The sequence below is a fragment of the Rossellomorea aquimaris genome (genome assembly GCF_000935355.1).
Taxonomy (GTDB): Bacteria; Bacillota; Bacilli; order Bacillales; family Bacillaceae_B; genus Rossellomorea; species Rossellomorea aquimaris_B.
In genome coordinates this window covers 1011477-1034932 of record NZ_JXZC01000001.1, presented here as the reverse complement: position 1 = coordinate 1034932, position 23456 = coordinate 1011477, and the positions used below count along the sequence as shown (strand labels likewise).

22 protein-coding genes are annotated in these 23456 nt (G+C 41.0%); 19 read left to right on the top strand and 3 right to left on the bottom strand.

Features of this window, described 5'->3' with window-relative positions:
• Positions 1-92 precede the first annotated feature (92 nt).
• From fadH to TV75_RS05180, 4 genes are all read left to right on the top strand, one after another.
• Positions 93-860, top strand: a complete 768-nt coding sequence (gene fadH / locus TV75_RS05195; protein WP_044337574.1) for a 2,4-dienoyl-CoA reductase — start codon at positions 93-95, stop codon at positions 858-860.
• 145 nt (positions 861-1005) lie between these two features.
• A complete protein-coding gene (locus tag TV75_RS05190) occupies positions 1006-2229 on the top strand; it encodes an EAL domain-containing protein (RefSeq protein ID WP_044337573.1) in 1224 nt (407 codons plus the stop codon).
• Between the two features lie 384 nt (positions 2230-2613).
• Positions 2614-2853, top strand: coding sequence for a hypothetical protein (locus tag TV75_RS05185; RefSeq protein WP_044337572.1), 240 nt, complete (start codon positions 2614-2616; stop codon positions 2851-2853).
• Between the two features lie 212 nt (positions 2854-3065).
• Positions 3066-3560 (top strand): DUF3993 domain-containing protein, encoded by a 495-nt coding sequence (locus tag TV75_RS05180; RefSeq protein ID WP_052504426.1) that lies wholly within the window; start codon positions 3066-3068, stop codon positions 3558-3560.
• 71 nt (positions 3561-3631) lie between these two features.
• On the opposite strand, the gene TV75_RS05175 is transcribed toward TV75_RS05180, so the two are convergent.
• The gene (locus TV75_RS05175) at positions 3632-3865 is read right to left on the bottom strand and encodes a glutaredoxin domain-containing protein (RefSeq protein WP_044337571.1); all 234 of its coding nucleotides are present in this window, start codon (positions 3863-3865) and stop codon (positions 3632-3634) included.
• Positions 3862-4818, bottom strand: coding sequence for an MBL fold metallo-hydrolase (locus tag TV75_RS05170; RefSeq protein ID WP_044337570.1), 957 nt, complete (start codon positions 4816-4818; stop codon positions 3862-3864). The genes TV75_RS05175 and TV75_RS05170 overlap by 4 nt, the downstream gene beginning before the upstream one ends.
• A gap of 154 nt (positions 4819-4972) precedes the next feature.
• Between TV75_RS05170 and TV75_RS05165 the strand changes: the two genes are divergently transcribed.
• From TV75_RS05165 to TV75_RS05155, 3 genes are all read left to right on the top strand, one after another.
• Positions 4973-5218, top strand: a complete 246-nt coding sequence (locus TV75_RS05165) for a YkuJ family protein (protein WP_044337569.1) — start codon at positions 4973-4975, stop codon at positions 5216-5218.
• Positions 5219-5375: 157 nt separating this feature from the next.
• Positions 5376-5816 (top strand): cyclic-di-AMP-binding protein CbpB, encoded by a 441-nt coding sequence (gene cbpB, locus TV75_RS05160; RefSeq protein ID WP_044337568.1) that lies wholly within the window; start codon positions 5376-5378, stop codon positions 5814-5816.
• Positions 5817-5912: 96 nt separating this feature from the next.
• Positions 5913-7406 carry an MDR family MFS transporter gene (locus TV75_RS05155; protein WP_044337567.1) on the top strand — a complete coding sequence of 498 codons (1494 nt, stop codon included), beginning with the start codon at positions 5913-5915 and terminating at the stop codon, positions 7404-7406.
• Here TV75_RS05155 and TV75_RS05150 read toward each other — a convergent pair.
• Positions 7395-8120 (bottom strand): sulfite exporter TauE/SafE family protein, encoded by a 726-nt coding sequence (locus TV75_RS05150; protein WP_044337566.1) that lies wholly within the window; start codon positions 8118-8120, stop codon positions 7395-7397. The two genes, TV75_RS05155 and TV75_RS05150, sit on opposite strands and share 12 nt — an antisense overlap.
• A 110-nt stretch (positions 8121-8230) precedes the next feature.
• Here TV75_RS05150 and TV75_RS05145 point away from each other — a divergent pair, with 110 nt between their 5' ends.
• The 12 genes from TV75_RS05145 (at position 8231) to TV75_RS05095 (ending at position 23446) form a co-directional block, all read left to right on the top strand.
• A complete protein-coding gene (locus tag TV75_RS05145) occupies positions 8231-9109 on the top strand; it encodes a LysR family transcriptional regulator (protein ID WP_044337565.1) in 879 nt (292 codons plus the stop codon).
• 95 nt (positions 9110-9204) lie between these two features.
• A complete protein-coding gene (gene dapD, locus TV75_RS05140) occupies positions 9205-9915 on the top strand; it encodes a 2,3,4,5-tetrahydropyridine-2,6-dicarboxylate N-acetyltransferase (RefSeq protein WP_044337564.1) in 711 nt (236 codons plus the stop codon).
• 114 nt (positions 9916-10029) lie between these two features.
• On the top strand, positions 10030-11148 hold the full coding sequence (locus tag TV75_RS05135; RefSeq protein WP_044337563.1) for an N-acetyldiaminopimelate deacetylase: 1119 nt from the start codon (positions 10030-10032) through the stop codon (positions 11146-11148).
• Between the two features lie 221 nt (positions 11149-11369).
• Positions 11370-13772, top strand: coding sequence for a hypothetical protein (locus tag TV75_RS05130; RefSeq protein ID WP_044337562.1), 2403 nt, complete (start codon positions 11370-11372; stop codon positions 13770-13772).
• Positions 13769-14704, top strand: coding sequence for an ABC transporter ATP-binding protein (locus TV75_RS05125; RefSeq protein WP_044337561.1), 936 nt, complete (start codon positions 13769-13771; stop codon positions 14702-14704). Before TV75_RS05130 ends, TV75_RS05125 begins: the two co-directional genes overlap by 4 nt.
• A complete protein-coding gene (locus tag TV75_RS05120; RefSeq protein WP_044337560.1) occupies positions 14701-15552 on the top strand; it encodes an ABC transporter permease in 852 nt (283 codons plus the stop codon). The genes TV75_RS05125 and TV75_RS05120 overlap by 4 nt, the downstream gene beginning before the upstream one ends.
• A 4-nt stretch (positions 15553-15556) precedes the next feature.
• Positions 15557-17044, top strand: a complete 1488-nt coding sequence (locus TV75_RS05115) for a hypothetical protein (RefSeq protein ID WP_044337559.1) — start codon at positions 15557-15559, stop codon at positions 17042-17044.
• Positions 17041-18042: an AAA family ATPase gene (locus TV75_RS05110; protein WP_044337558.1), complete on the top strand. Its 1002-nt coding sequence runs from the start codon at positions 17041-17043 to the stop codon at positions 18040-18042. Before TV75_RS05115 ends, TV75_RS05110 begins: the two co-directional genes overlap by 4 nt.
• Positions 18039-18533, top strand: coding sequence for a DUF58 domain-containing protein (locus TV75_RS21090; protein ID WP_052504425.1), 495 nt, complete (start codon positions 18039-18041; stop codon positions 18531-18533). Before TV75_RS05110 ends, TV75_RS21090 begins: the two co-directional genes overlap by 4 nt.
• Positions 18475-18921: a DUF58 domain-containing protein gene (locus TV75_RS22605; protein ID WP_052504424.1), complete on the top strand. Its 447-nt coding sequence runs from the start codon at positions 18475-18477 to the stop codon at positions 18919-18921. The genes TV75_RS21090 and TV75_RS22605 overlap by 59 nt, the downstream gene beginning before the upstream one ends.
• 9 nt (positions 18922-18930) lie before the next feature.
• Positions 18931-20685: a vWA domain-containing protein gene (locus tag TV75_RS05100; protein ID WP_044337557.1), complete on the top strand. Its 1755-nt coding sequence runs from the start codon at positions 18931-18933 to the stop codon at positions 20683-20685.
• The gene (locus tag TV75_RS05095; RefSeq protein ID WP_052504423.1) at positions 20675-23446 is read left to right on the top strand and encodes a VWA domain-containing protein; all 2772 of its coding nucleotides are present in this window, start codon (positions 20675-20677) and stop codon (positions 23444-23446) included. The genes TV75_RS05100 and TV75_RS05095 overlap by 11 nt, the downstream gene beginning before the upstream one ends.
• Positions 23447-23456: the final 10 nt, after the last annotated feature.

Genomic DNA, 23456 nt, shown 5'->3' with positions numbered 1-23456 from the left:
CAGTCTTTTTTTATCGTTTAAATGGTTGTAATGCATCTCTATATGATAAAATTGTGAGTGAGCATTCATTCATTAATGAGGGGGAGTTACATATGGGAGAACAACAAGTTGTAATTGTAACAGGCGGTTCGAATGGTATGGGGAAATATATGGCGAAGCGCTTTGTAGAGTCTGGCGCAAGCGTCGTCGTAACAGGGAGAAATGAAGAACGGCTTCAATCGGTGAAAGAAGAGTTTTCTTCTCTTAAAGGAAGTATAGAAGTATTTCAAATGGATGTAAGGGAACAAGAACACGTCAAGGCCATGGTTGAATTTACTGCAGGGAAATTCGGCAAAATTGATGTGCTCATAAACAATGCAGCAGGAAATTTTATTTGTCCGGCGGAAAAGCTAACTCCTAATGGCTGGAAATCTGTTATTGATATCGTCCTTAATGGAACGTTCCTTTGCTCACATGCTGTAGGGAATTATTGGATTGAGCACAAACAAAAGGGATCCATTATAAATATGGTTGCCACTTACGCCTGGAATGCAGGTGCAGGTGTGGCTCATTCAGCTGCAGCAAAAGCTGGGGTTTTATCGTTAACGCGCACGCTCGCCGTCGAGTGGGGCCATAAATACGGTATTCGTACAAATGCCATTGCACCTGGACCAATTGAAAGAACCGGTGGGGCAGAGAAACTTTGGATTTCTGATGAGGCAGCGAAAAGAACGATTGATAGCGTCCCGTTAAAACGGTTAGGGACACCGGAAGAAATCGCCGGCCTTGCTTATTTTATTGCGTCAGATCAAGCGGCGTATATAAACGGAGAATGCATTACAATGGATGGGGGCCAATGGCTTAATCAATTTCCATTCTAAAAAAGCATGAACAAATGATTAAAAGCTTTCCCCTATATGTCTAGACGACAGTGCAGGGAAAGCTTTTTTTTATGTGTTTTCAATTCCACTGTATAGTTGTGTTATAATTATGCAAAAAAACATGAGTAATGGTGGGGGAGTGCGTATGGACGCATTAGAAGTGTTAACCAATATTGAAAAAGTGATTCCGTACTTTCAACCAATTTTCAGTGCGGATGAACATAAAATCATCGGCTACGAGGTATTAGGGAGAATAGAAGTCGATGAAGGAACAATCGAGAGTCTTGGTCCATTTTTTGGAGATGAAGAAATACCGGATGAATATAAAGTTGAAGTGGACGAACGAATAACCAGGCTTGCTCTAAACAAGTTTTTACGTGAGGGACAAGAGGGGTACATCTTTCTAAACCGTGATGCAAGGCTATTGATGCTTGACCATGGAGAATCCTTACTTGATCTCCTCCAGGAATACGAAAAAAAGGGATTGAATTTGAACCGGACAGTCATTGAGCTGTCTGAAAAAACCTTTTCAGGGGATTTCGATCAGCTGGTCCATTTGCTTCTATATTACAAAACATATGGGATTAAAATCGCAATCGATAATGTCGGCGGTAATAGCGGTCAGTTGGATCGGCTATCGCAATTCTCACCGGATATATTAAAGGTGGATTTATTCCAGCTTCGAAATGATGCGGGTAATAAAGTATACAAAGATATATTGTACAGTTTGTCGGTGCTTGCCAGAAAAATCGGAGCTTCCCTCTTATTTGAAAATATCGAAATCAACTTTCAGCTGCAGTTTGCCTGGTTGAACGGCGGCCGTTATTATCAAGGATTTTATCTTCAGCACCCGTCAGCCTCATTTTTGAAACCCGATCTCCTAAAAGAAAAGCTGAAGGAAAAATGCCAGGACTATATTCGATATGAGAAGAAGCATCTTGAAGCAGGGTATGAATTCGCAGATGTCCTGCACAAAGAAATCAGTCAAAATCTGCTTATGATAAAAAAACAGAGCACTGAATTCGATGATATACTTTTTGAGTTAGGGAAGAATTTTACACATAAATGCTTCAGGCTGTACATTTGTGATGAAAATGGCTTCCAAGTGACTAGTAACGTAGTAAAAGTTGATCAAAAATGGAGGATCGAACCAAGGTACAAAGGGAAGAACTGGAGCTGGCGTCCTTACTTTCTGGAAAATATCATTCGTATGAGGATCAATAAGAAAGGTTTATTATCGGACATTTACAGCGATATTGATTCAGGAGAATCGATCCGGACCTATTCGTTTCCATTTGGCAATGGCTTATATTTATTTATGGATCTTTCATATGAATTTTTATTCGAGGAAGATGGTTTGATTTTTTAAATCCCCAGGTATCCCTCTGTCAGATTCGCCTTATGCTAGTCGGGCCTGATCGAGCCGCCTCCGCTTTTCGCTATGTCCAGCTCCAGGGGCTTGGGGCTCGAGGTCATAAGCCAAGTAACCCAAAAAGGCAAAGAGCGCCTTTCCGGGTTACTCGTCTTATGCTTGTCGCCCCAGGGCGAGCCCCTTCCGCTTTTCGATATGTCCAGCTCCGGCGGCTAGTCCCTCGAGGTCATAAGTCAAAGCAACCAAAAAGGCAAAGTGCGCCTTTCCGGTTGCTTCGCCTTATGCTTGTCGGGCCTGAACAAGCCGCCTCCGCTTTTCTTGTATAGCCTTTTCCTATTGGGACAAATTATTCTTAAGGACATTATGTAAGGAGGGGCTATGATGAGTATATATATGATTGTGCTTGCCCTGATTGTAATAGGGATAGCCGGTTATTCTTTGGTGTATACCTTTAAATTGGCTGGCCAGGAGAAGAGGCTGAAGGGTGAGTATGACACAGATATTCCGGATGTTGTGAAGGAACATCCTTATATCCGGAATCCTATTTTCTTGTCTATTTTAATTGCAACCATTCTAATTACACTGTTCATTATATATTGGTCCGTTCGCTATTTATCATAATTAAAGGGGTGCCGCATGTAATAATGCGGCACCCCTTTTTGGGTAAATGTACCATTGATTTTTGTGTTTGACTGTCATTAATAGGGGGAATTTTACAACCAAACCAAAATATATGTCAGTCCTTGTTAGGATTTAACGAACAAATGATAACCTATCGACAATTTTCCATTGCTACAATATTTTCAACAAGCATATTAAGGGAGGGAAAGCATATGGAAAAGAAAAAATTATGGCTATTATTTCTTATTATAGGGCTCGTTACAGCGGCATGTGGACATGTCAGTCAAACCCAAGCATCTGAATTTTCTAAAGAAAACGCATTGTCTCTTGTGGAAGATGCCTTTCGTACCCAAGTATCATTAAGTGAAAAACCACAATCCAAGAAACATATCAATGACAAGTTGTCACAGTATTTCACAAAGGATCTGACAGCTAGCTTCATCAGGGAAAATGTGTATGAAGTAGAGGGCGGTTATATTACATTTGGATCTGACTTTGCCCCACACTATATTCCATTTTTTAAGTATGATGACTCTACTAACGTAGAATACATAGATGGAAATTGGTATGTATGGGAAGAACGGACAGGGGAGGAAGAAGGGCCTGTATCAACGGATTCCGGTGTTGAAGCTGTCGTGGTAAGTGAAGAAGAAGGAACATGGAAGGTTTCATCCATAACGTACGAATTACCGGAAAAACTTCAATAAATATTAAAAGTTGGCCATTAAAAGAGATTGGCCAACTTTTTTGTTGATAAATTGTTAAATCATCTCAATTCTTATTTGTTTAAAGCTGCAGAAAGGGCTTCGAGGTTGAAGCCTGATATTACTTCGGAGTCCACTGTGATGGTTGGGGTGGAATATGACTTCAGCTCTTTCACAAGATAATTCCTTGCTTGTTCATCTTGCTTGATATCAATTTCTTTGTAGTCAACATTGTGTTCTTTCAGAAACATTTTGACTACTTCACAAGGGGGGCATTCTGGTTGAGTGTATAAAGTGACTATTTTCATAATGTTTCTTCTCCTTTGCTTTGCCTAATGAAGTAATCTGCGATTCCCATTGCAGATACATTCATATCAAGCTTTAATAATTTGAAAATCGAGTGGTCCGGCTCAACGCCTTTTTGGATCATTTTGCTTTTCGTTAGTTCAAAAAGTACAGAAGTTATCGCTTTTACGTTCTCTTCCACTGTTACTTTGGAAGAGAACTGTTTCTTACTTTTTTCCATGAAAAGGTCAAGCCATTTTTCTACTTCCCCTAATGCAAATGATACTTCTTCAGTGACACCGTAGTGCCCAAAATACAAACGATCCAGATGTAACTCCTTATACAAACGAATCGAATCCTTCATTCGTTCAGGACTAAATTGATTGGGGGAGGTGGAAGGGAAGTAAAAGTGCTTTGACCTAACAGAATACTGGATCCCGCATGTGTCCCCGGTGAACATCCCATTTGAAACAGGATCAAAGATGCTAAAATGGTGATTTGCATGGCCGGGAGTATCGAAAAACGTTAATGTACAGCTTTCGCTCAGTTCCAGCTTTTCTTCATGCCCCATCACAATCACTCGCTCTTCAGGAATTGGCACAATCGGGTGAAAAAGCTCATCGAATTTTTCTCCATATACCGCTCTTGCTCCTTTGATCAAGCGTGTCGGGTCAACAAGGTGCCGTTTGGCTTTCGGGTGAACGATGACCTTTGCATTAGGGCATTCTTTCAGAAAAAGACCTGCACCTCCCGCATGATCAAGATGGATATGAGTTAAAATTATGTATTGAATATCTTCAAGATTAATGTTTAACTTAGAGAGACCTTTTTTTAGATGAGGTATAGAAGGACTGGCAGACGTTTCGATAATGGTAAGGGACTCTTCGTTTATTATATAACTTCCTGTACGTTCCTGTAATGACAGATCCATTAGATCAACTAAGGATATTCGAGAATCTATACGATAAATACTCATCCAATCAATCCTTTCCGGGGAGAATATATTTCTACCCTTTCATTATAAAGGAATTTATGTAGAAAAAGGACAAAACATTAGATTTAACAGGATAGAATCTGGTACAATGCAAAAGCTATGACCAAGAATTAGAACAGGAAAGGAGAGACCAATTATGTCTCAGCTTCTTGGAATTATACAAAGATTAAAATCATTACAAGAACAAGGTGAACAAGGGGAAACTCAACAACGATTTTTCGAATACAATGGAAAGAAAATTTGTGAGGTAAAGTATTTACCAAAGCAAGATACATTCGAAATTGAAGTCATGAATGAAAAAGGAAGCAGTTTTCCTTTTGATAACATAGACATTACAGCGATTGAAATTTTTGAACTTCTACAAGAAGCTCAACAAGATTAATGTACTAAAAAGGTAACCATGTGGTTATCTTTTTTAGTCTTTATTCCAATCGTCAAAACATACATTTTTCTTCCAGTATGTTAAAATGGTCAGTGTCTGCTTCTTTTGTTTATAGATCGGCACGCAAATTCTTATTTTTTAAAATGAGGGGTTATACATGATTTCATTGAGTAGCAAAGAGTTATTAGAAACGAATATTAAAGATTTCATTATTCCTTCTGAGAAAGTTGCTCATGTTCAAATAGGGAATTCCCTGGAACATGCGTTACTATTACTCACAAAGAGTGGTTACTCAGCCATCCCTGTACTTGATCCGACATTTCGTTTTCAGGGCTTGATTAGTTCAAGTTTAATTACCGATTCCATTCTTGGTCTCGAGCGTTTTGAATTTGAAAAACTTGAAACAAAGAAGGTAGAGGAAGTCATGACAACTGAATTTCCAAGTGTATCCTTACAATCGGATTTCAAGAAAGCACTCGAGCTTTTAGTGGACCACCCATTCCTATGTGTGGTTTCTGATGACGGGTACTTTGAAGGGATCATGACAAGGAGAGTTGTGTTAAAGCAACTTCAAAGACAACTGTTTAAAAGGGATTAAACCCTTCATGGCAGTTACATAATGTTAAGATCATATAGGATGGCATATTTGTCATCCTCTTTATTTTTTATTGAACACGATTTAAAGGAGAAAAAGATGAGCAGTTTGGAATTGAATTCAGTCAAAAGGACAAAAAAACCGCTTGTATTGGCAGCAGTGATGCTGGCTATGTTCATGGGGGCGATTGAAGCAACAATCGTCTCTACTGCCATGCCTGCCATCGTGGGGGAACTCGGTGGGTTTTCTCTTTATAGTTGGGTGTTTTCTGCTTACCTTTTAATGAATGCCATTACGGTCCTGATCTACGGAAAGCTATCTGATTTATTTGGAAGGAAACCGATCATTACGATTGGGATCGTCATTTTTCTTATCGGCTCCATCTTATGCGGGTTTGCTCAAACGATGGGACAATTGATCTTATTCAGATTTATACAGGGCTTTGGAGCCGGAGCGGTTCTACCAATGGCAACTACCATCGTGGGCGATATATATTCCAAGGAAGAACGTGCGAAAATACAAGGGTATTTATCAAGTGTTTGGGGGATATCTGCCATTAGTGGACCACTTGTCGGAGGATTATTGGTTGAATATGCAAGTTGGAGATACGTTTTTTGGGTCAATATCCCGCTAGGTTTATTATCTATCGTTGGTCTATGGCTTTACTTACATGAAAATGTTGAAAAGAAAAAACCGGTTATCGACTATGGGGGAGCTTTTCTATTGGTTGTATCCCTCTCATCTTTAATGTTTTTACTGGTGGAGGGAGGGGTTCACCTACCTTGGAATTCCTGGCAGGCAATACTCCTGATCGCACTTTTCATTTTGGGATTTGGAGCGTTTATTTATCAAGAACGGCGAACGGCACAGCCGATGATGCCTTTTGATTTATGGAAGGTCCATTCCATTTTGGTCGCCAATATCGTTTCATTAACAACTGGCGTCATGTTAATCGGTATTTCAAGCTTCCTTCCTGCTTTTGTACAAGGCGTCATGGAGCAAAGCGCAACAGTTGCAGGGTTTACATTAACGGCGATGTCTATTGGATGGCCGATTTCGGCAACGATAGCTGGTCGCTTATTATTAAAAATCGGGTATTTTAGGACCTCCTTGATTGGTGGATTATCTCTTATACTGGGCGGAAGCATCTTTGTGATGATGGAACCATCCTACGGTCCATTATGGGCTGCATGTGGGTCATTCTTTGTAGGTGTAGGGATGGGTCTCACCTCAACATCGTTTATCGTTTCTATTCAGTCCACTGTCGAATGGCAGGTACGGGGGATCGCGACTGCCACCAATATGTTCATGAGGAATTTAGGTACGACGATAGGGGCTGCATTATTAGGTGGAATCCTTAACAGCCGGCTGCAGACGTACTTAGATGAAAGCGATAAGGACTTTTCCATTAACGATGTGAACATGCTCTTAAATAAAGGGGAAAGAGAGAATTTATCTTCTGATGTGCTCGAATTGTTTCAAGGGGCACTTACAGGTTCCTTGCAATCGGTATACGTTGTCGTTCTCCTCTTCGCCCTGTTTAGCTTTATCGGCATCCTATTCCTTCCAAGGGACCGTTCCCTAAAGAAATAGGTTTTTTCCGAGTTGTAGTATAAGAATGAAAGTGAGGATGTTTAGCAGGATTTGTACATGTTTGGTAGAAAGCTTAGCTGCTAGTCTTACCGCCACCTGAGCCCCCACAAGGGCACCCATAGCAAAAGGGATGGCAACTTCCCACTCGACGTGGCCATTATGAAAATACACCGTAAATGCACCTAAACAGCTTACAAATGTTTGAAAACGGGTAAGAGCTACTGATTTCAAATACGAAAGCCCGTGTAACAAATGAGTGTACATAAGCATGGTAGCCTGACCTGGTCCGAATAAACCGTCATACGTACTGATTAAGTACAAAAATCCATATGTCCGATAGTGCTTCTGTTTTTTTTCCCTTGGCTTGAATCCTTTTAAAATACTTAGTGAAAGAGCGAACAGCAGAAAGAAAAAGGCCATCCATTCGAGCAAGGAGGGAGATATGCTATCCGATAGAAATGCCCCCGATAATCCCCCAACCAGTGCAATGGGAAGAATGGGCAAACATTCTTTCCATGTAACTTTCCGGTCCCTAATTAAATAAACAAAGCTTGAAAAAGAACTGATGATATTTGAAAATTTAGCCGTAGCGATTGCTGTATGAATAGGTAAACCAATTAAAAGCATCACCGGCATACCAATCAAACCGCCGCTCCCTGCCAAAGTGCCAACAAGTGCAACAACCAATCCAGTGAAAAAGAGAATCACTTCCATTATCCAACACCTCTTTTCAAATCTACTATCAGTGTATTCCATTCCATCTGATAATGAAATTTTATATAAATTAAGATATAATATAAGAAAAACTTATGAAGGTGAAAAAAATGGCGTTTTCTGAATATCAATTACTAAACGTACTGGCTCAGGAAATGAACATGCGTAAAGCAGCAGAGCGGTTATTTGTATCACAGCCGGCATTATCGCAACGACTCCAGACGATTGAAAAGGAATGGGGAACAAAATTATTCCTCCGTTCTCAAAAAGGTCTTGCATTGACCCCTGCCGGTGAGCTTGTTGTGAAATTGGCTGAAGAGATGTTGCAGAAGGAAGAGAGTGTGAAGGAAAGAATTCAAGCTTTGGAGTTTGAGGTGCATGGAACCTTAAAGATAGCTTGTGCATCCATCGTGGGTCAGAATTGGCTTCCTAAAGTACTCAAACGATTCGTTGAAAGCTATCCTCATGCCAAGATTTCTTTAATGACAGGGTGGAGCTCTGAAATTCTTAAAGCGATATATGAAAATGAAGTGCATATCGGAATTATCAGGGGGACTCCTGATTGGAAGGGGCCAAAACACCATCTCTTTCAAGATACATTGTACTTGGTGGATAGAGAAATCCAATCGATTGAAGAGGTCATGAAAACCGATCGACCGTTTATCCAATTTAAGAGTGATTCGAATTATTATCAGGAAATTCAGGATTGGTGGCATCGTCAATTTCAGACAACACCGAAAAGAACGATTGTTGTAGATCAAATTGAAACTTGTAAGCAGATGACATTAAATGGAATCGGCTACGCAATATTGCCTGCCATCACGTTAGACGGCATGGAAGATGACATTTATAAAGTACCTTTAATCGATGAACATGATTCGTTGATACACCGGGATACGTGGTTACTCGGGTATGACTCTGCATTCCAATTAAGGCAAGTGGAAGCGTTTGTTGAAGTTGTAAACGAATTCATTGATGAAAACTCATAGGATTCGCCTTTATGGCTTGTCTTCCACTCTTTAATTTGATAAAGTAATTCAAGGAACGAATTCTGAATTTATACATAATTATGGAGGGTATTCTTATGAAAATGATGGACGCAAACGAAATTATTTCTTTTATTCAAAATAGTACAAAATCAACACCTGTGAAAGTTTACGTGAAAGGTGATTTAGAAGGAATCCACTTTGGTTCATCTTCTCAAACCTTCCTTCAAGGAAACTCCGGAGTAGTATTTGGTGAGTGGAACGAGCTTTCTGCTATTCTTGAAGAAAATAAAGAAAAAATCGAAGACTATGTAGTAGAAAATGATCGCAGAAATTCGGCGATACCTCTTCTTGACCTAAAGGGGGTTAAAGCGCGTATTGAGCCGGGCGCTATCATTCGCGATCAAGTGGAAATCGGTGACAATGCGGTCATTATGATGGGTGCAATGATCAATATCGGTTCTGTAGTAGGTGCAGGAACGATGATCGATATGAATGTTGTACTTGGTGGCCGTGCTACAGTAGGGAAGAATTGTCATATTGGAGCGGGTGCAGTGCTTGCCGGTGTAATTGAGCCGCCATCTGCAAAACCCGTCGTCATCGAAGACGATGTTGTCATTGGTGCAAATGCGGTTGTCCTTGAAGGTGTAACAGTCGGAAAAGGAGCTGTCGTAGCAGCCGGGGCGATTGTCGTCGATGATGTAGCTCCATACACGGTTGTGGCAGGTACACCAGCCAAGAAATTGAAAGACATTGATGAAAAGACAAAATCGAAGACTGAAATAAAACAAGAATTACGTCAACTGTAAACATTTCAACAATAGCATGATCAAGGAGAGAACGGACGGCTGGCGTCTGTTCTTTTCTTGTAAGATCCCATTTTCACTAACTATCCATCTATTATCCATGTAAGGAGGATACCCATGTCTACTTTAGACTTTAAGTCGATCAGGAGAGATCTCCATCAAATTCCTGAACTTGGGTTTCAAGAGTTTAAAACACAGCAATATCTATTAAATTATGTTTCAAGTCTGCCTGCTGACCGATTAGAGATTAAGACCTGGAGAACAGGGCTCTTCGTTAAGGTTCATGGCACAAATCCTACAAGAATGATTGGCTACCGCGGGGACATTGATGGCCTGCCGATCACGGAAGAAACAGGTTTGGATTTTCCTTCAACACATGAAGGGAGGATGCATGCCTGCGGCCATGACTTTCATATGTCCATTGAGCTGGGGGTTTTAACTCATTTCGTTCACCATCCGATAGAAGATGATCTTCTGTTCATATTTCAACCAGCAGAGGAGGGACCAGGTGGAGCGAAGCCCATGCTTGAAAGTGAGATCATGCAGGAATGGACGCCGGATTGTATATTCGCCCTTCACATTGCACCGGAATATGAAGTGGGGACGGTGGCTATTAAAGAGGGTCTGCTCTTTGCCAATACGTCTGAGTTATTTATTGATTTTAAAGGGAAAGGGGGCCATGCTGCCTATCCTCATCAGACCAAGGATATGATTGTCGTGGCCTCGTCCTTTGTCACACAAATGCAGTCGATCGTATCAAGGAATGTCGACCCATTAGACAGTGCGGTCATCACCGTCGGAAAAATGGAAAGTGGGACGGTGCAAAATATCATTGCTGAAACTGCCAGATTGGAAGGTACCATCCGTACCCTTTCAGCCGAGTCGATGGAAAGTGTAAAAAAACGGCTGGAAGCATTAATCGAAGGTATGAAAATCAGTTATGATTGTGATATTCAGGTGGATTATGGAAGCATGTATCGCCAGGTCTACAATGATCCTGAGTGGACAAATCATTTCATTTCTTTCCTCCAAAAAACGGATCGGAACCTAGTAATCTGTCAAGAAGCCATGACGGGTGAAGACTTTGGTTATATGCTTGAGGAAATACCAGGCTTTATGTTTTGGCTTGGCGTAAATTCTCCATATGGCCTGCACCATTCTAAATTAAACCCTGATGAGGAAGCGATTGACTTTGCCATCTCCCTTCTCTCAGATTATATTGGCGGATTAAAATAATGACTATGAATCACGGAACGTTATCTTTGGATATCGTTCCGTGATTTTTTTAATTTAAGAATAATTAACATAAATTCCTAAAATTTACTTGCTAAGAGATTAGAATAGTGTAAAATTACACTATGGGTAGGTGGAAACTGAGGAAAAAGATAAAAATAATAGAAACTTTTGCCATAAGGATTTCGTCTATTTTGTAGAGAGAAAGAAAGAGGGGAATTCATGTGAAAAGATGTACGAAAGCAATATTTGTGATAATAGTAGGGTTCTTGATGTTTCTTGTCATGGAAGATACAACACTTGCACAAGCGCAAATTAAAATTTCAGTGGATGAAGGTATCGATGGAAAAGTGAAGGAGGGAAGAGGTTTCCCTCTTAAAGTGACCGTCGAAAATACAGGTTCTGATTTCAAAGGAGATCTATTGTTTGATTATGCACCTTCCTACCAGACGGGAGGAGCAAGAGCATTATCAATAGATGTTCCTGCAAACTCCACACGTACATATACATTTTCCATTCCAGGATTTAATGACGAGATAAGGCATAACTCAAATCAGGAGACCATTCATTTATTCGAGGGCTCATGGGAAAAAGGGAAAGAGATGAAATTTAAAGGAGATAAACGATTAACTCCTAATTTCATTTATAGCAATTATACAGCCATCGGTTTATTGAGTGAAAATCCTGACCGTTTGAAGGGAATTAAAGGGGCTAACATGGGAGGGAATCAGGTAGAGGTGTTAACGCTCACAAAGGAAAATATTCCTGAAGAGAAGAGCGGATTTCAAATGCTTGATTATCTTATCATTGACCAATTCAATATTTCAGAACTTAGCCAGGATCAACAAAGCGCGTTAAAAAGCTGGGTTGAGGCAGGTGGTGTTTTATTTATAGGAGGGGCTCCTCATTTAGAGGATACTCTAGGATCTGCAGCAGATATGGCTCCTCTTACGTTCGGGGAAGAATCGACACTCTCCGACACTTCAACCTTTAATGTGAAGAAGAATATAAAGGCTTCCTTTAACTCATTAGCAATCTATAAAGGAACTGTTAAACCAGAATCGGATGTTCTCGTTGAACAAGACGGAATCCCATTGGTCGTGAAAAGTTCCGAAGGCTTAGGAGAAGTGTGGCAGACGGCATTCTCATTGGGTGACCCTGTATTAAATGCATGGGAAAGCTATGACGAATGGTTTGCAAATGTCCTTTCTAAAACAGAGCCATACTTTTTACTTGGCCAGTCCAACGGAGATCAAAGTTTCCTGGAGAGGATTTATTATGAAGTAGCTGACAGCAATGAGCTCTTTCCGACTACCAATTTTAAAGTAAGTACTCTAGTCATCATTCTCATCATTTATTTGATTGTCCTTGTACCTCTACTGTATTTCTTATTAAGAAAAGTGGATAAGCGTGAACAAGCATGGTGGATCATTCCTGCCATCTCGGTCCTCGTTTCCTCAGGCATCTTTATCACCGGAGCTAAAGATAGAATCTCGAAGCCACATTTGAATCAAATGAGTGTCTTAAAAGTTGAGGAAGATAAGAGCGTACACGGAATTTCAGCATTTAGCGCGTTATCCAACTCCGGGGGAGACTATGATTTTGTTTCAGATAAGCATAATTTAGAAATCACACCTGCAAGAGTAAGGAATAGTGCGGGGGGAGTGGATCAGTATAAGTTTGCAGTTGAAGAGATGACGAAGGATAATCGATCCATTACATTTCGGGATGTAGAATACTGGTCCACGAGGACATCACTCGGTACTAGCGAAAAGGAAGAAGTAGGAAGGTTTATACCGGAATTAGTGTTAGAGGATCAAACCTTATCCGGTACAATTCAAAATGATTTCCCATATGACTTTACAGATGTATATATTTGGTCAGGGTCCAGAATGTATCGTCTCGGAGATATGAAAGCCGGGGATACCCTCGAAGTTGATAAAAAGCTTTCAACGAATTATTTATCTTCTCCTATTGGTATGACCCCAAATATGTCAGCGCCTTTACCGAATCAGCAAAATATCAAGCAGCAAAAGAAAGAACGGTTGGAAAACTTCGCATCTCAAATGATTTCTGCGGATAATGAAAATAACTCCCCGGTCATTTTTGGGTATACAGAAGCGGAGATATTCAATATGAAGATTAAAAACAAAGAATCCAAGTCTGAAAATTTCTCATTACTCTATCAACATTTTCCATCCCTCGGAAACTATAAGGGTGCTTTTACACTTAGAAATGAACAGCTTGATCTGGATGTGTTGCCTATAAAGGGACAGGTGATTGAGCATTACTCACATAATGGTGCAAATGAGATGGGACTTGAAGATGGCACGTATGAGCTAACCATCCACCTCCCAAAACAGATTGATTTATCTAAAGTTACTCTTCATTCGCTGAATATGACTCTGCATACAGGAGGGGTGCTTCAGTTTTCTCTGATCGATCCACAAACAGATGAACGAATGGTGCTTTCTGAATCATCCACGAACTCAATCGAAGTAAAAGATAAATTGAACAAATATATAAATGACAATGGTGAAATCGTATTCGAATTTGAAAAACGATCTCAAGGGGATCCGTTTGTTCGTTTACCTGACATTGTGTTGAAAGGAGAGGTCCGACCATGATCGAAATTCAAAACTTATCTAAACGCTATGGGTCTTTCCTGGCCCTTGATGATCTGAACTTATCCATTGAGAAAGGAACCGTATTTGGCTTTGTTGGTCAAAACGGAGCGGGGAAATCTACGACATTCTCCATATTGGCCACTCTATTAGCTCCTACTACAGGAACGGCTACAGTGAACGGATTCAATATAAGTAAAGATCCAAAATTGGTCAGGAGGCAGATCGGCTATATGCCAGATTTCTTTGGAGTGTATGATCAATTAAAAGCTGACGAGTATCTGGACTTTTATGGTGCAAGCTATAAAATTCCCCAAGAGCAAAGAAAGAAACTCATTCCCCAGTTGTTGGAACTGGTAAATCTCTCTCATAAAAAGGACTCCTATGTTGACCTCTTATCCAGGGGGATGAAACAGCGCCTTTGTTTAGCAAGGTGCCTTATCCATGATCCGGAAGTGCTGATACTCGATGAACCGGCATCAGGGCTTGATCCGAGGGCCAGAATCGAAATGAGGGAAATTCTAAAAGAACTAAAGAAAATGGGTAAAACGATTTTAATTTCATCCCATATCCTTCCCGAATTAGCGGAAATGTGTGATGAAATTGGTGTGATCGATAATGGGAAGCTCATAGCTCATGGCTCTGTCCAGGATATTCAATTTCAACTTCAGGCAGATAAATTGATTGTCGTGAAAGTACGGGGGATGGTGGAAAGTGCTGTTGCATTCTTTGAAGACGACCCCTATGTTTCAAAGGTTGAAGTGGATGAAGCGAATAGAACATTTCAATTCCTTTATAAAGGTGAGGAAATGGAGCAAATAGAGCTATTGAAAAAGGCCATCTTAAATGACATCCAGATTGTGAGTTTCAAAGAGACTGAAACGAATTTGGAAGATGTCTTTATGGAGATTACGAAAGGAGTGACACTTTCTTGAAGCAGTTACTCATCAACCCTATGTTAAATAAAGAATTTAAACTTCGTTTTCGTTCCTTTAAAGCATTCATCGGGATGTTATGCTACTTAATTGCGGTAGGAATTGTCGTGATCGGTTTCATCTATATGCAAACGCGATTTTCAAATACTGGTTATTTTCGTCCCGAAGAAAGCCGTGTGATGTTTATGATTCTCTCATTTTTGCAGCTTGCTCTCGTGCTATTCATTACACCCGGGTTAACAGGAGGCGTCATCAGCGGAGAAAGAGAGAAACAAACGTTAAGCATGTTGTTGACGACGGAGCAAAGCTCAATGAGTATAATCCTAAGTAAACTGGTATCGTCCGTTTCTTATTTGTTATTACTCGTTGTCTCAAGTTTGCCTCTATACAGCTTTGTGTTCTTGTTCGGGGGAGTTTCACCAACGGATTTACTTTTTGTGTTCGGATTCAGCTTGTTCCTGGTTTTTGCATTTGGTTCCGTCGGAGTTTTATATTCAACGATTATTCGAAAGACGATCGTGTCCATGGTCACAACCTATGCGACGGTTCTGTTTCTTGCAGGTGGGACGTTATTCCTCTTTATGCTCTCAATGGCAATCGGGAGCGGCCCTTATCAGAATCAGACCAATCCTGCACCGTACCTAATCGCTATGTTTAATCCGGGGATTGTCATGATGGGGCATTTTGAGCCAATGGCGATTGAAGAAGTTTACACTCGCAGTGGCATCACATTTCCTTTATGGATTTCATTCCTGCTCATTTATACTGTTCTTGCAGTGATTTCCCTTTCCCTCAGTATTATGAAGCTAAGACCAAGTATGAAGGTGAAGAGCGATAAAAAAGGATGAGAAGATGGAACATACTCAACAATTTCTTCAATTGCTTCAGCAAATAAGAAAAAAGCTCTGGGTCAATCAATTCTGGTTTTACATTCAGCTCCTGCTTGTTTATGCAGGAGTCTTTACTCTATGCATCGTTTCAGTGGCAGCGTTAGTAGTCATTCCATTTTGGGAAAGGATCCTTTGGATAGGTTTTCCCTTTATTTTCATCGGTGTTGCGATTTTATTTTATCGAAGGAGAGCCACCTTGAAGGATAGTGCCTTCACCTATGATGGGTTCGTTGAGGACAATCGTGTAACTGCCGCTTATAGTAGCCTTAACAGTGGCCATGCCCTTTCCTCCCTGGTTGTGCATGATGCATTGAAGCAGATGAATAGGGTTCATCCGGAAGTGTTGAAATATAGAAAGAAGAGAGTTAAGCCTTCATTCCTGTTAACAAGCGGAATTCCTATGGTTTTATCCTTACTGATTTTCACACAATGGAATACCTCATTTCAGGTAGCGAATCGGATTGAGGAAGAAAGGGAAATCATTGCGGAGTCAAATAATAGAATAGCAGAACAGGCGGAAAAGAAAGAGAATGCTTCTATCAAAGAAGAGTTGTTGAAGAAAATTGAAGAGCTCGAGAAAGTAAAGGAAGCGACCAAACGATATGATGAACTATCCAAAAAAGTGAAAGAGCTCGAGTTACAGAAAAAATCAATTGAGAAACGGAATAATAATCTTCAGGAAGTGAAGAAAAAAATAGCAGAGGTTGAGAACGTAGACGAAGCGCTTCAAGAAAAAAATGGCGATAAACTCCAGCTAGCCATTAATCAAATGACACAAGCACAAAGGGATCAGCTTTTAATGGCTTTGAAGTCACAGGGGATTGACTCCTTGAAGGAATTGTCAGAAATAATGAAAGAGTCGGATAACGCAGAAGAACAGTTAGATCAACTAACTAAACTTCAAGATGAACTACAAAATGAAGCCGATCTCTTAAAGAATGCAATCGGACAGAGTGATACCACAAGTTCAAATTCATTGGCACAGAATTCCGATAAAGCGCCATCTAACCAGGCAAACAGTAAGTCACAGGGGAATAATGGTCCTTCTTCGTCTGCAAATGGAAATCAGCCAGGCAACAGCGATTCAAATTCACCTGGCCAGGGAGGGAATGGAAACGGTGCAGGAACTGGGAACGTTTCCTCCCCTCTAGCCGGAAACGGAGCCGGCAACGGGCAGGGGTCCAGAGAAATGCTTTCTGTCCCGGAAAAAATCGAAGGGCAGAACCATATTGAACGGGATACAGGCAAATTAGGTAAGGGTGAAGAGGGAGAGCGGTTTGATAGCAATGGACCGGTACAAAAGGGAACCCTCCGTCCATATGAAGAAGTGTATCAGGATTACTATTCTTCTTACCGGAAGTCGTCAGACCGATCGACAATCCCAAAAGATTTAGAAAATATCGTACAATCCTATTTCAGTGAAATTGATCCAGGGGAGTTGGCAGAGTGAAATTAGAGGATAAAGAACAACAATTTAAACATGCATCCTTGAAGATAACAGAAGTGAAGGAAGAAGTTCAGCGCTTTATCGTAGGGCAGGAGGGAATTGTAGAGGGTGTGCTTTGGTCCATCCTTGCGGGAGGTCATTCTCTCTTGGAAGGCTTACCCGGATTAGGGAAAACGATGTTGGTGCGTACTCTGGCAGATGTTATGGACCTTAGCTTTTCACGAATTCAGTTTACCCCTGATCTAATGCCTACAGACATCACTGGAACAATGGTCATGAAACAAAACCGGGACGATCAACAGCCGTTTGTATTCCATCAAGGTCCTTTGTTTCATCACTTAGTTTTAGCGGATGAAATCAACCGTTCGACCCCCAAGACGCAGAGTGCCCTTCTTGAGGCAATGGCAGAGAATACGGTGACGGTGGTAGGTGAAACGATGACCTTGGATAAGCCCTTCTTTGTCATGGCTACACAGAATCCGATTGATCTTGAGGGAACGTATCCTTTGCCTGAAGCACAAGTTGATCGGTTCATGTGTAAAATCTTGGTTTCCTATCCTACTAAAGCAGAGTTGAAACAAATAATCCAGCGTACAACAGGAACAGAAGACATCGTTCTTGAGAAAAGACTGAATGAAACTGAACTATTAAGCATTCAGGACCTGGTGAAAGAAATCATGGTCACAGATGAAATGATTGACTTTGCCATTGATCTTATTGATGCAACACACCCTAATAGTGAAAGAACAACGGAAAGAATCAAACAATATGTTGAATTTGGGAGTGGACCAAGAGGGCTTCAAAATGTCATTCTTATGGCCAAAGCCAGAGCATTGACACAAGGCAGGTACCATGTTTCCATTGGAGACCTGAAAAAGGTGGCTCCCCTCGTATTGCGGCACCGTATGATCCTGAATTTTGAAGGAGAAGCCATGAATGTTGGAACGGATGAGCTCATCCTTGAAATGATCGATTTCATTCAAAAAGGTGATAGTCGGTGAAAACACTTTGGCACAGCCAGTTTCTAGCTCAACTGAAAAGGCACAGGATCACTGGTAATCGATTAAAGAGCGGTCATCATAAAGGTTCACGTCTCGCAACCCATCATGGGGGTTCCCTGGAATTTTCCGATTATCAGATGTATGAACTTGGGGATGATGTAAGGCAGATCGACTGGAATGTGTATGCCAGAACGGAAAAGGTTTATATCAAAAGGTATGAGGATGAAAGAGAAATCAAGGTTCATATTTACCTTGATTGCTCGAACTCCATGTTAATAGAAAATAGAAAGTGGAAGAGAGCGAAAGAATTAGCTGGAGCACTGTCATTTTTAGCTCTTTCAAATGATGATCGGCTTTCATTGCATTGCATGGGGGCTCATCACCAAAAGTGCTTTATGAAAAAAGGGCCCCGGGACGCAAAAGCGATTCTCCATGACATTCAAGAGCTGTCTATGGACCATACAGGGGAAGAAGGAATTTCCTTTTTTTGAGCAAGTAGGAAAAGGGGTACGAAAAAAAAGCTCCGTATCCTTTATTCTTTCTGATGGACTCGAATCGCTCTCAGTGATAGAGGAAGCACTCAGAAAACTTTCGATTAAAAGAGAAATGGTTTATTTTATCCAACTCCTCGATGAAGAAGAGCTAACACCGTCTTATCAAGGTGATGTCAAATTATTAGATAGTGAAAAACAACGGGAAACGAATGTATCAATTAATCCGAGGATGGTGGAGCTCTATCAGGAGCGATTAGTTCATCACAACAAAGAAATAGAAGCATTATGCAATAAATGGGGATTTGGCTATATCCAGACAAGTTGCCTGCCACCATTAAACGGAATATTCTTTAAAGATTTCAAAAAAAATGGATGGATCCACTGAGGTGATAGGATGGGAATAGGGAATCCAGTCTTTTTTTTCTTTTCTGTTTTTATAGCCGCCGTTATTTTAATGTATTTCTTTCGAAAACAATACAGAGATCAAGTTGTTCCTTCAAATCTACTATGGGAAGAGGTTATGAAGGAATGGCAAGCTTCTCCATGGTTTCATAGATTACAGAAAAATCTCTTACTTCTTTTACAAGTCCTGGTCCTTTTCTTCTTAATGATCGCCCTGGTAAAGCCTTACACATTTAACGAAATGGCCAAAAAAGATCATCTCGTCATTTTACTGGACACCTCTGCCTCTATGAACGCATTGGTGAATAATCGATCTCACTTTGAAGAAGCAAAGGAAGACATTCAATCTTTGATTGAAGGAACTGATGGAAAAGTAACCTTATTGGCAGTGGGGAAATCTGTAACCACCATGGTCTCGGAAGAAACAAACGACAGGGTTGTTCTCAATGATTTAAAGAACCTGCCATTGTCTAATGACAACGAAGATATGAAAAAAGCGATTCACCTTGGAGAGGCATTGGCGATCGGGTCGGAATCAAGCATACATATCTTCTCGGACTCCATGGAAAAAGACGATTTTACAGAAGAACTTTCAAGTCCTATTCAGGTACATAATCTATTGACTAATCCTGTAAATGTATCACTAACAAGTTTCGGGGTTGAACGGCTGGGATCTTCTTATAAAGGAGTCGCTGTGATCGAAAATCAAAGTGAGATATCACGAAGGGGCCACCTCGCCATTTACGATGAAAAGAATGAAATCTTTTCAGTGGAACTGACATTGGATCCGGGAGAGGAAACCGTTGTTCCATTAGCTGACCTTTCCTATAGCCCATTTTATAAGGCGGTAATCGATTTTAATGATGATTACATGGAAGATAACAGCCTTTCAAGTATTCAGGCTGCTTCAAAACCAGCCATTTATGTCCTAGGGGAAATCAACCCCTTCTTATTAAAAGGGTTTCAATCCATCGGAGTAAACGTGAAAACCATTGAAGAGGATAAAATGAAGTCGGGGGATGAAATCATCTTGACCACAAAGGAGAAGTGGCAGCGTTTATCGGTCGAGGGTCCTGCCATGATTGTTCCGGAGCGGTCAAAAGAATCCACTCCCCTGACACAGGGGATTAAAGCAATGAATGATGATCCCATATTAAAACATGTTGATCTGCAAAAAGTGTACGTGGAAAAGGTGAATTCCATCCAAATGAAGAATCTCCAATCAGTTGTCACAGGTGATTCCATTCCTCTCATACAGAAGGGAGAAGTGAATGGTCAGAAGCTTGTCCTGTTAAATTTGCATCTCAACGAATCAGATTTCCCATTACATCCGGGATTTCCGATCTTTCTTTATAATTCTTATCAATTTTTATCAGAGAATCTCGGGTTTTTAGGCTATTATCAACCGGGTGAAGAGAGGACATTACCTCTTTCGGGAGATAAATGGGATATATACTCGACTGAAGGTGAGTTTGTTAAAGAATGGAATGGGGAGGGAGTGTTCAAGGCACCCGAAGCCCCTGGTGTATATCAGGCTATACAAAATGGTGACACGAATTATTTCACTGTCGAACTTGATGACCGTGAAAAACAAATATCAGCAGGGTCTTCCTTTTCCCTTGAACCCACTAAAGGGATGAATAACGAGGAATCAAAGAGCATTCCCGAATCCCTTACTGAGTGGTTTTTAATCTTGGCAATCCTTTTATTATTTATAGAATGGGAGGTTTACAGACGTGGGAATTGAGTTTAAAGAAATCCTTTGGTTATGGCTGATGATTCCCCTTGGATTTGTACTCTTCCTATTTGCCAAACAGGGATTGAAGAGGAAGGAAGATAAGATCGTCTTCCTATTAAGGGGATTCGGTATGAGTCTATTGATCATTGCCCTTGCTAACCCGTATATTTTGTTGCCGGATAAAGGGCGGTCGATACTCATTTTAGCAGACCGTTCTGCATCTGTGGCGGAACAAGAGAATCATATCCTGAATCTGATCAATCAAGCATCCCGGACCACTGAGGAACATGATGGATACGGAATCGTAGCCTTTGGAGAAAACGCGGAAATTGAACGAACAATTTCACAGGAAAGAAATGAAATCGATCAGTTTGCAGGAGAAATCAAAGAGGGAGAAACGAACCTCGAAGAAGGATTAGAATATGCATCGAATCTCCTTACCCGTGGAGGTAGAATTGTCGCCATTACGGACGGTAAGGAAACGACGGGGGCTGGGGGAAATGCCATACCATTATTAAGGGGTAAAGGGATTGAAGTGGATTGGATTCCGCTTTCACCTGATACGAAAGAAGACGTGGCAGTGACGAATGTTACGTCGCCCTCCATTCAATATGAAGGGGAAGAAACAATCATAACCGTTAACGCATACAGCACAACTAAAAAAGAGATAGAGATGCGCATATCCTTAAATGATCAGTCAATCATTAAGGAAATTGTACAAGTACAGGAAGGTGACAATGAATTTCAGTTCAAGCATGTCGTAGGTGAATCGGGTTTATTGGTATATAAGGCAGAGGCGTTTACTGAAGGAGATGGAAGCAAAGAAAATAATACCTTATACAACCTTGCCCGTTCAGAAGGTCCAGCCAAAGTCCTCCTGGTGGAAAGCCCTTCTGGAGAAAGTCCATTAACCCCTTTACTGAAATCAGCAGGGTTTAGTGTCGATTCATACAAACCTGAGCAGTTACCGGAAAAGCTGACTTCCTACCTTGAATATCAGACGATTCTTTTTGATAACGTATCTGCTACAAGCATTCCTGAAAATAAAATGCTCCTAATGGAGAAAAGCGTGAAAGAATTTGGACGAGGATTTATTATGTTTGGTGGAAGCGAAAGTTTTGCTCTTGGAGGATATTTTAAAACGCCGATCGAAAAATTACTGCCCGTCGACATGGATGTGAAAGGGAAAAAGGAGCTTCCTTCTCTTGGTCTTGTCATTGTTCTCGACCGTTCAGGCAGTATGAATGGTCAGAAGATTGCTCTTGCAAAAGAAGCTGCCGCGAGAACCGTCTCTTTACTTAGGGATATGGATACGCTGGGAGTCATAGCATTTGACGATCGACCATGGGAAATCGTCGAGACGAAACCACTTTCTGATCGTAAAAAAGTAGAAAAGCAAATACGATCCATCTCACCTGGCGGCGGAACGGAAATCTTTTCCTCCTTACGACAAGCGTATGAGAGTTTAGAAGATTTACCTTTAAAAAGAAAACATATCATTCTTTTAACGGACGGACAATCTGCCACTACAGGCAGTTACCAGTCACTTGTAGAGGATGGGCACGATAAACAAATCACCTTATCCACCGTCTCAATTGGTGAAGGAGCAGATCGAGGTCTCTTAAATGATTTGTCCCAATGGGGAAAAGGTCGATTTTATGATGTCGTCGACGCCAGTGTGATACCGAGTATCTTAACAAGGGAGACTGCCATTACAACAAGGACCTATATTGAAGACAATCCATTTTATCCAGCGATTTCTTCGTCTAAATGGGAACCTTTATTTACAGAAGGCATTCCCCAAATGAATGCCTATATTGCTACTAGTCCAAAAGGCACTTCTCAAGTGGAGATGAAGAGTGAGAAGAATGATCCAATTTTGGCAACCTGGAGATATGGTCTGGGGAGGTCATTTGCCTTTACGTCCGATACAACTGGAACATGGACAGGGGATTTTGTCAGGTGGGAAGGATGGCCGACGTTCATCAATCAGCTTGTTACACGTTCGTTTCCTGATATTCAATCCAATCCGTACACCATCGATGTGGAAGACGATCCGGGACATACTAAGTTGAAGCTTTCGTCACCTGCGGGAGATGTTTCGCAACTTGAGGTAACAACACTTGATGAAAGTGGAAAAGAGATTCCTGCAACGATGAGAATCAAGGCTCCGGGAGACTATGAAGTCGAATTTGAGAGCAGGTTATCACCCGGATTATATCATATGAATATCTCCAAGGCAGGTGAAGAGGGTGGAGGCTCATACCAAACAGGCTTTGCGGTTCCATATTCGAAAGAATACTCCTACAAGGGTGGAACCCGAACACTGGAAGAGATAGTAGAAGCAACGGGAGGGAAGCGGTATTCATCCCCTAAAGAAGTCTTTCGAGAGTTCAAATACAAATCATCCAGAGAGCAATCAATCCGTACACTCCTTATGATTATTGGTTTTCTACTATTTTTTAATGAAATTGCTATAAGAAGGTTTGGATTAGGACCTATATTGGAAATCATTCATAAGCTTAAAAGGAAGATCCCTGTCTCCGCTCCCAAAGAACAATCAACTATAGAACAACTTGGAAGCAAAGTGAAACAGAAACGCGGGGGGAATGAGCAGGAAAAACCTATAAGCAGCAATCAGACTATGCCTGAAGTTTCAGAGAAGAAGGGGCAGATGAACAAATTCAAGGTTAAACAGGAGCCACAAGAAACGAAGGATGATGATCGCCTTCAACGTCTACTGAATGCAAAAAGGAGAAGAGGCAAATAAAAAGAGAAGG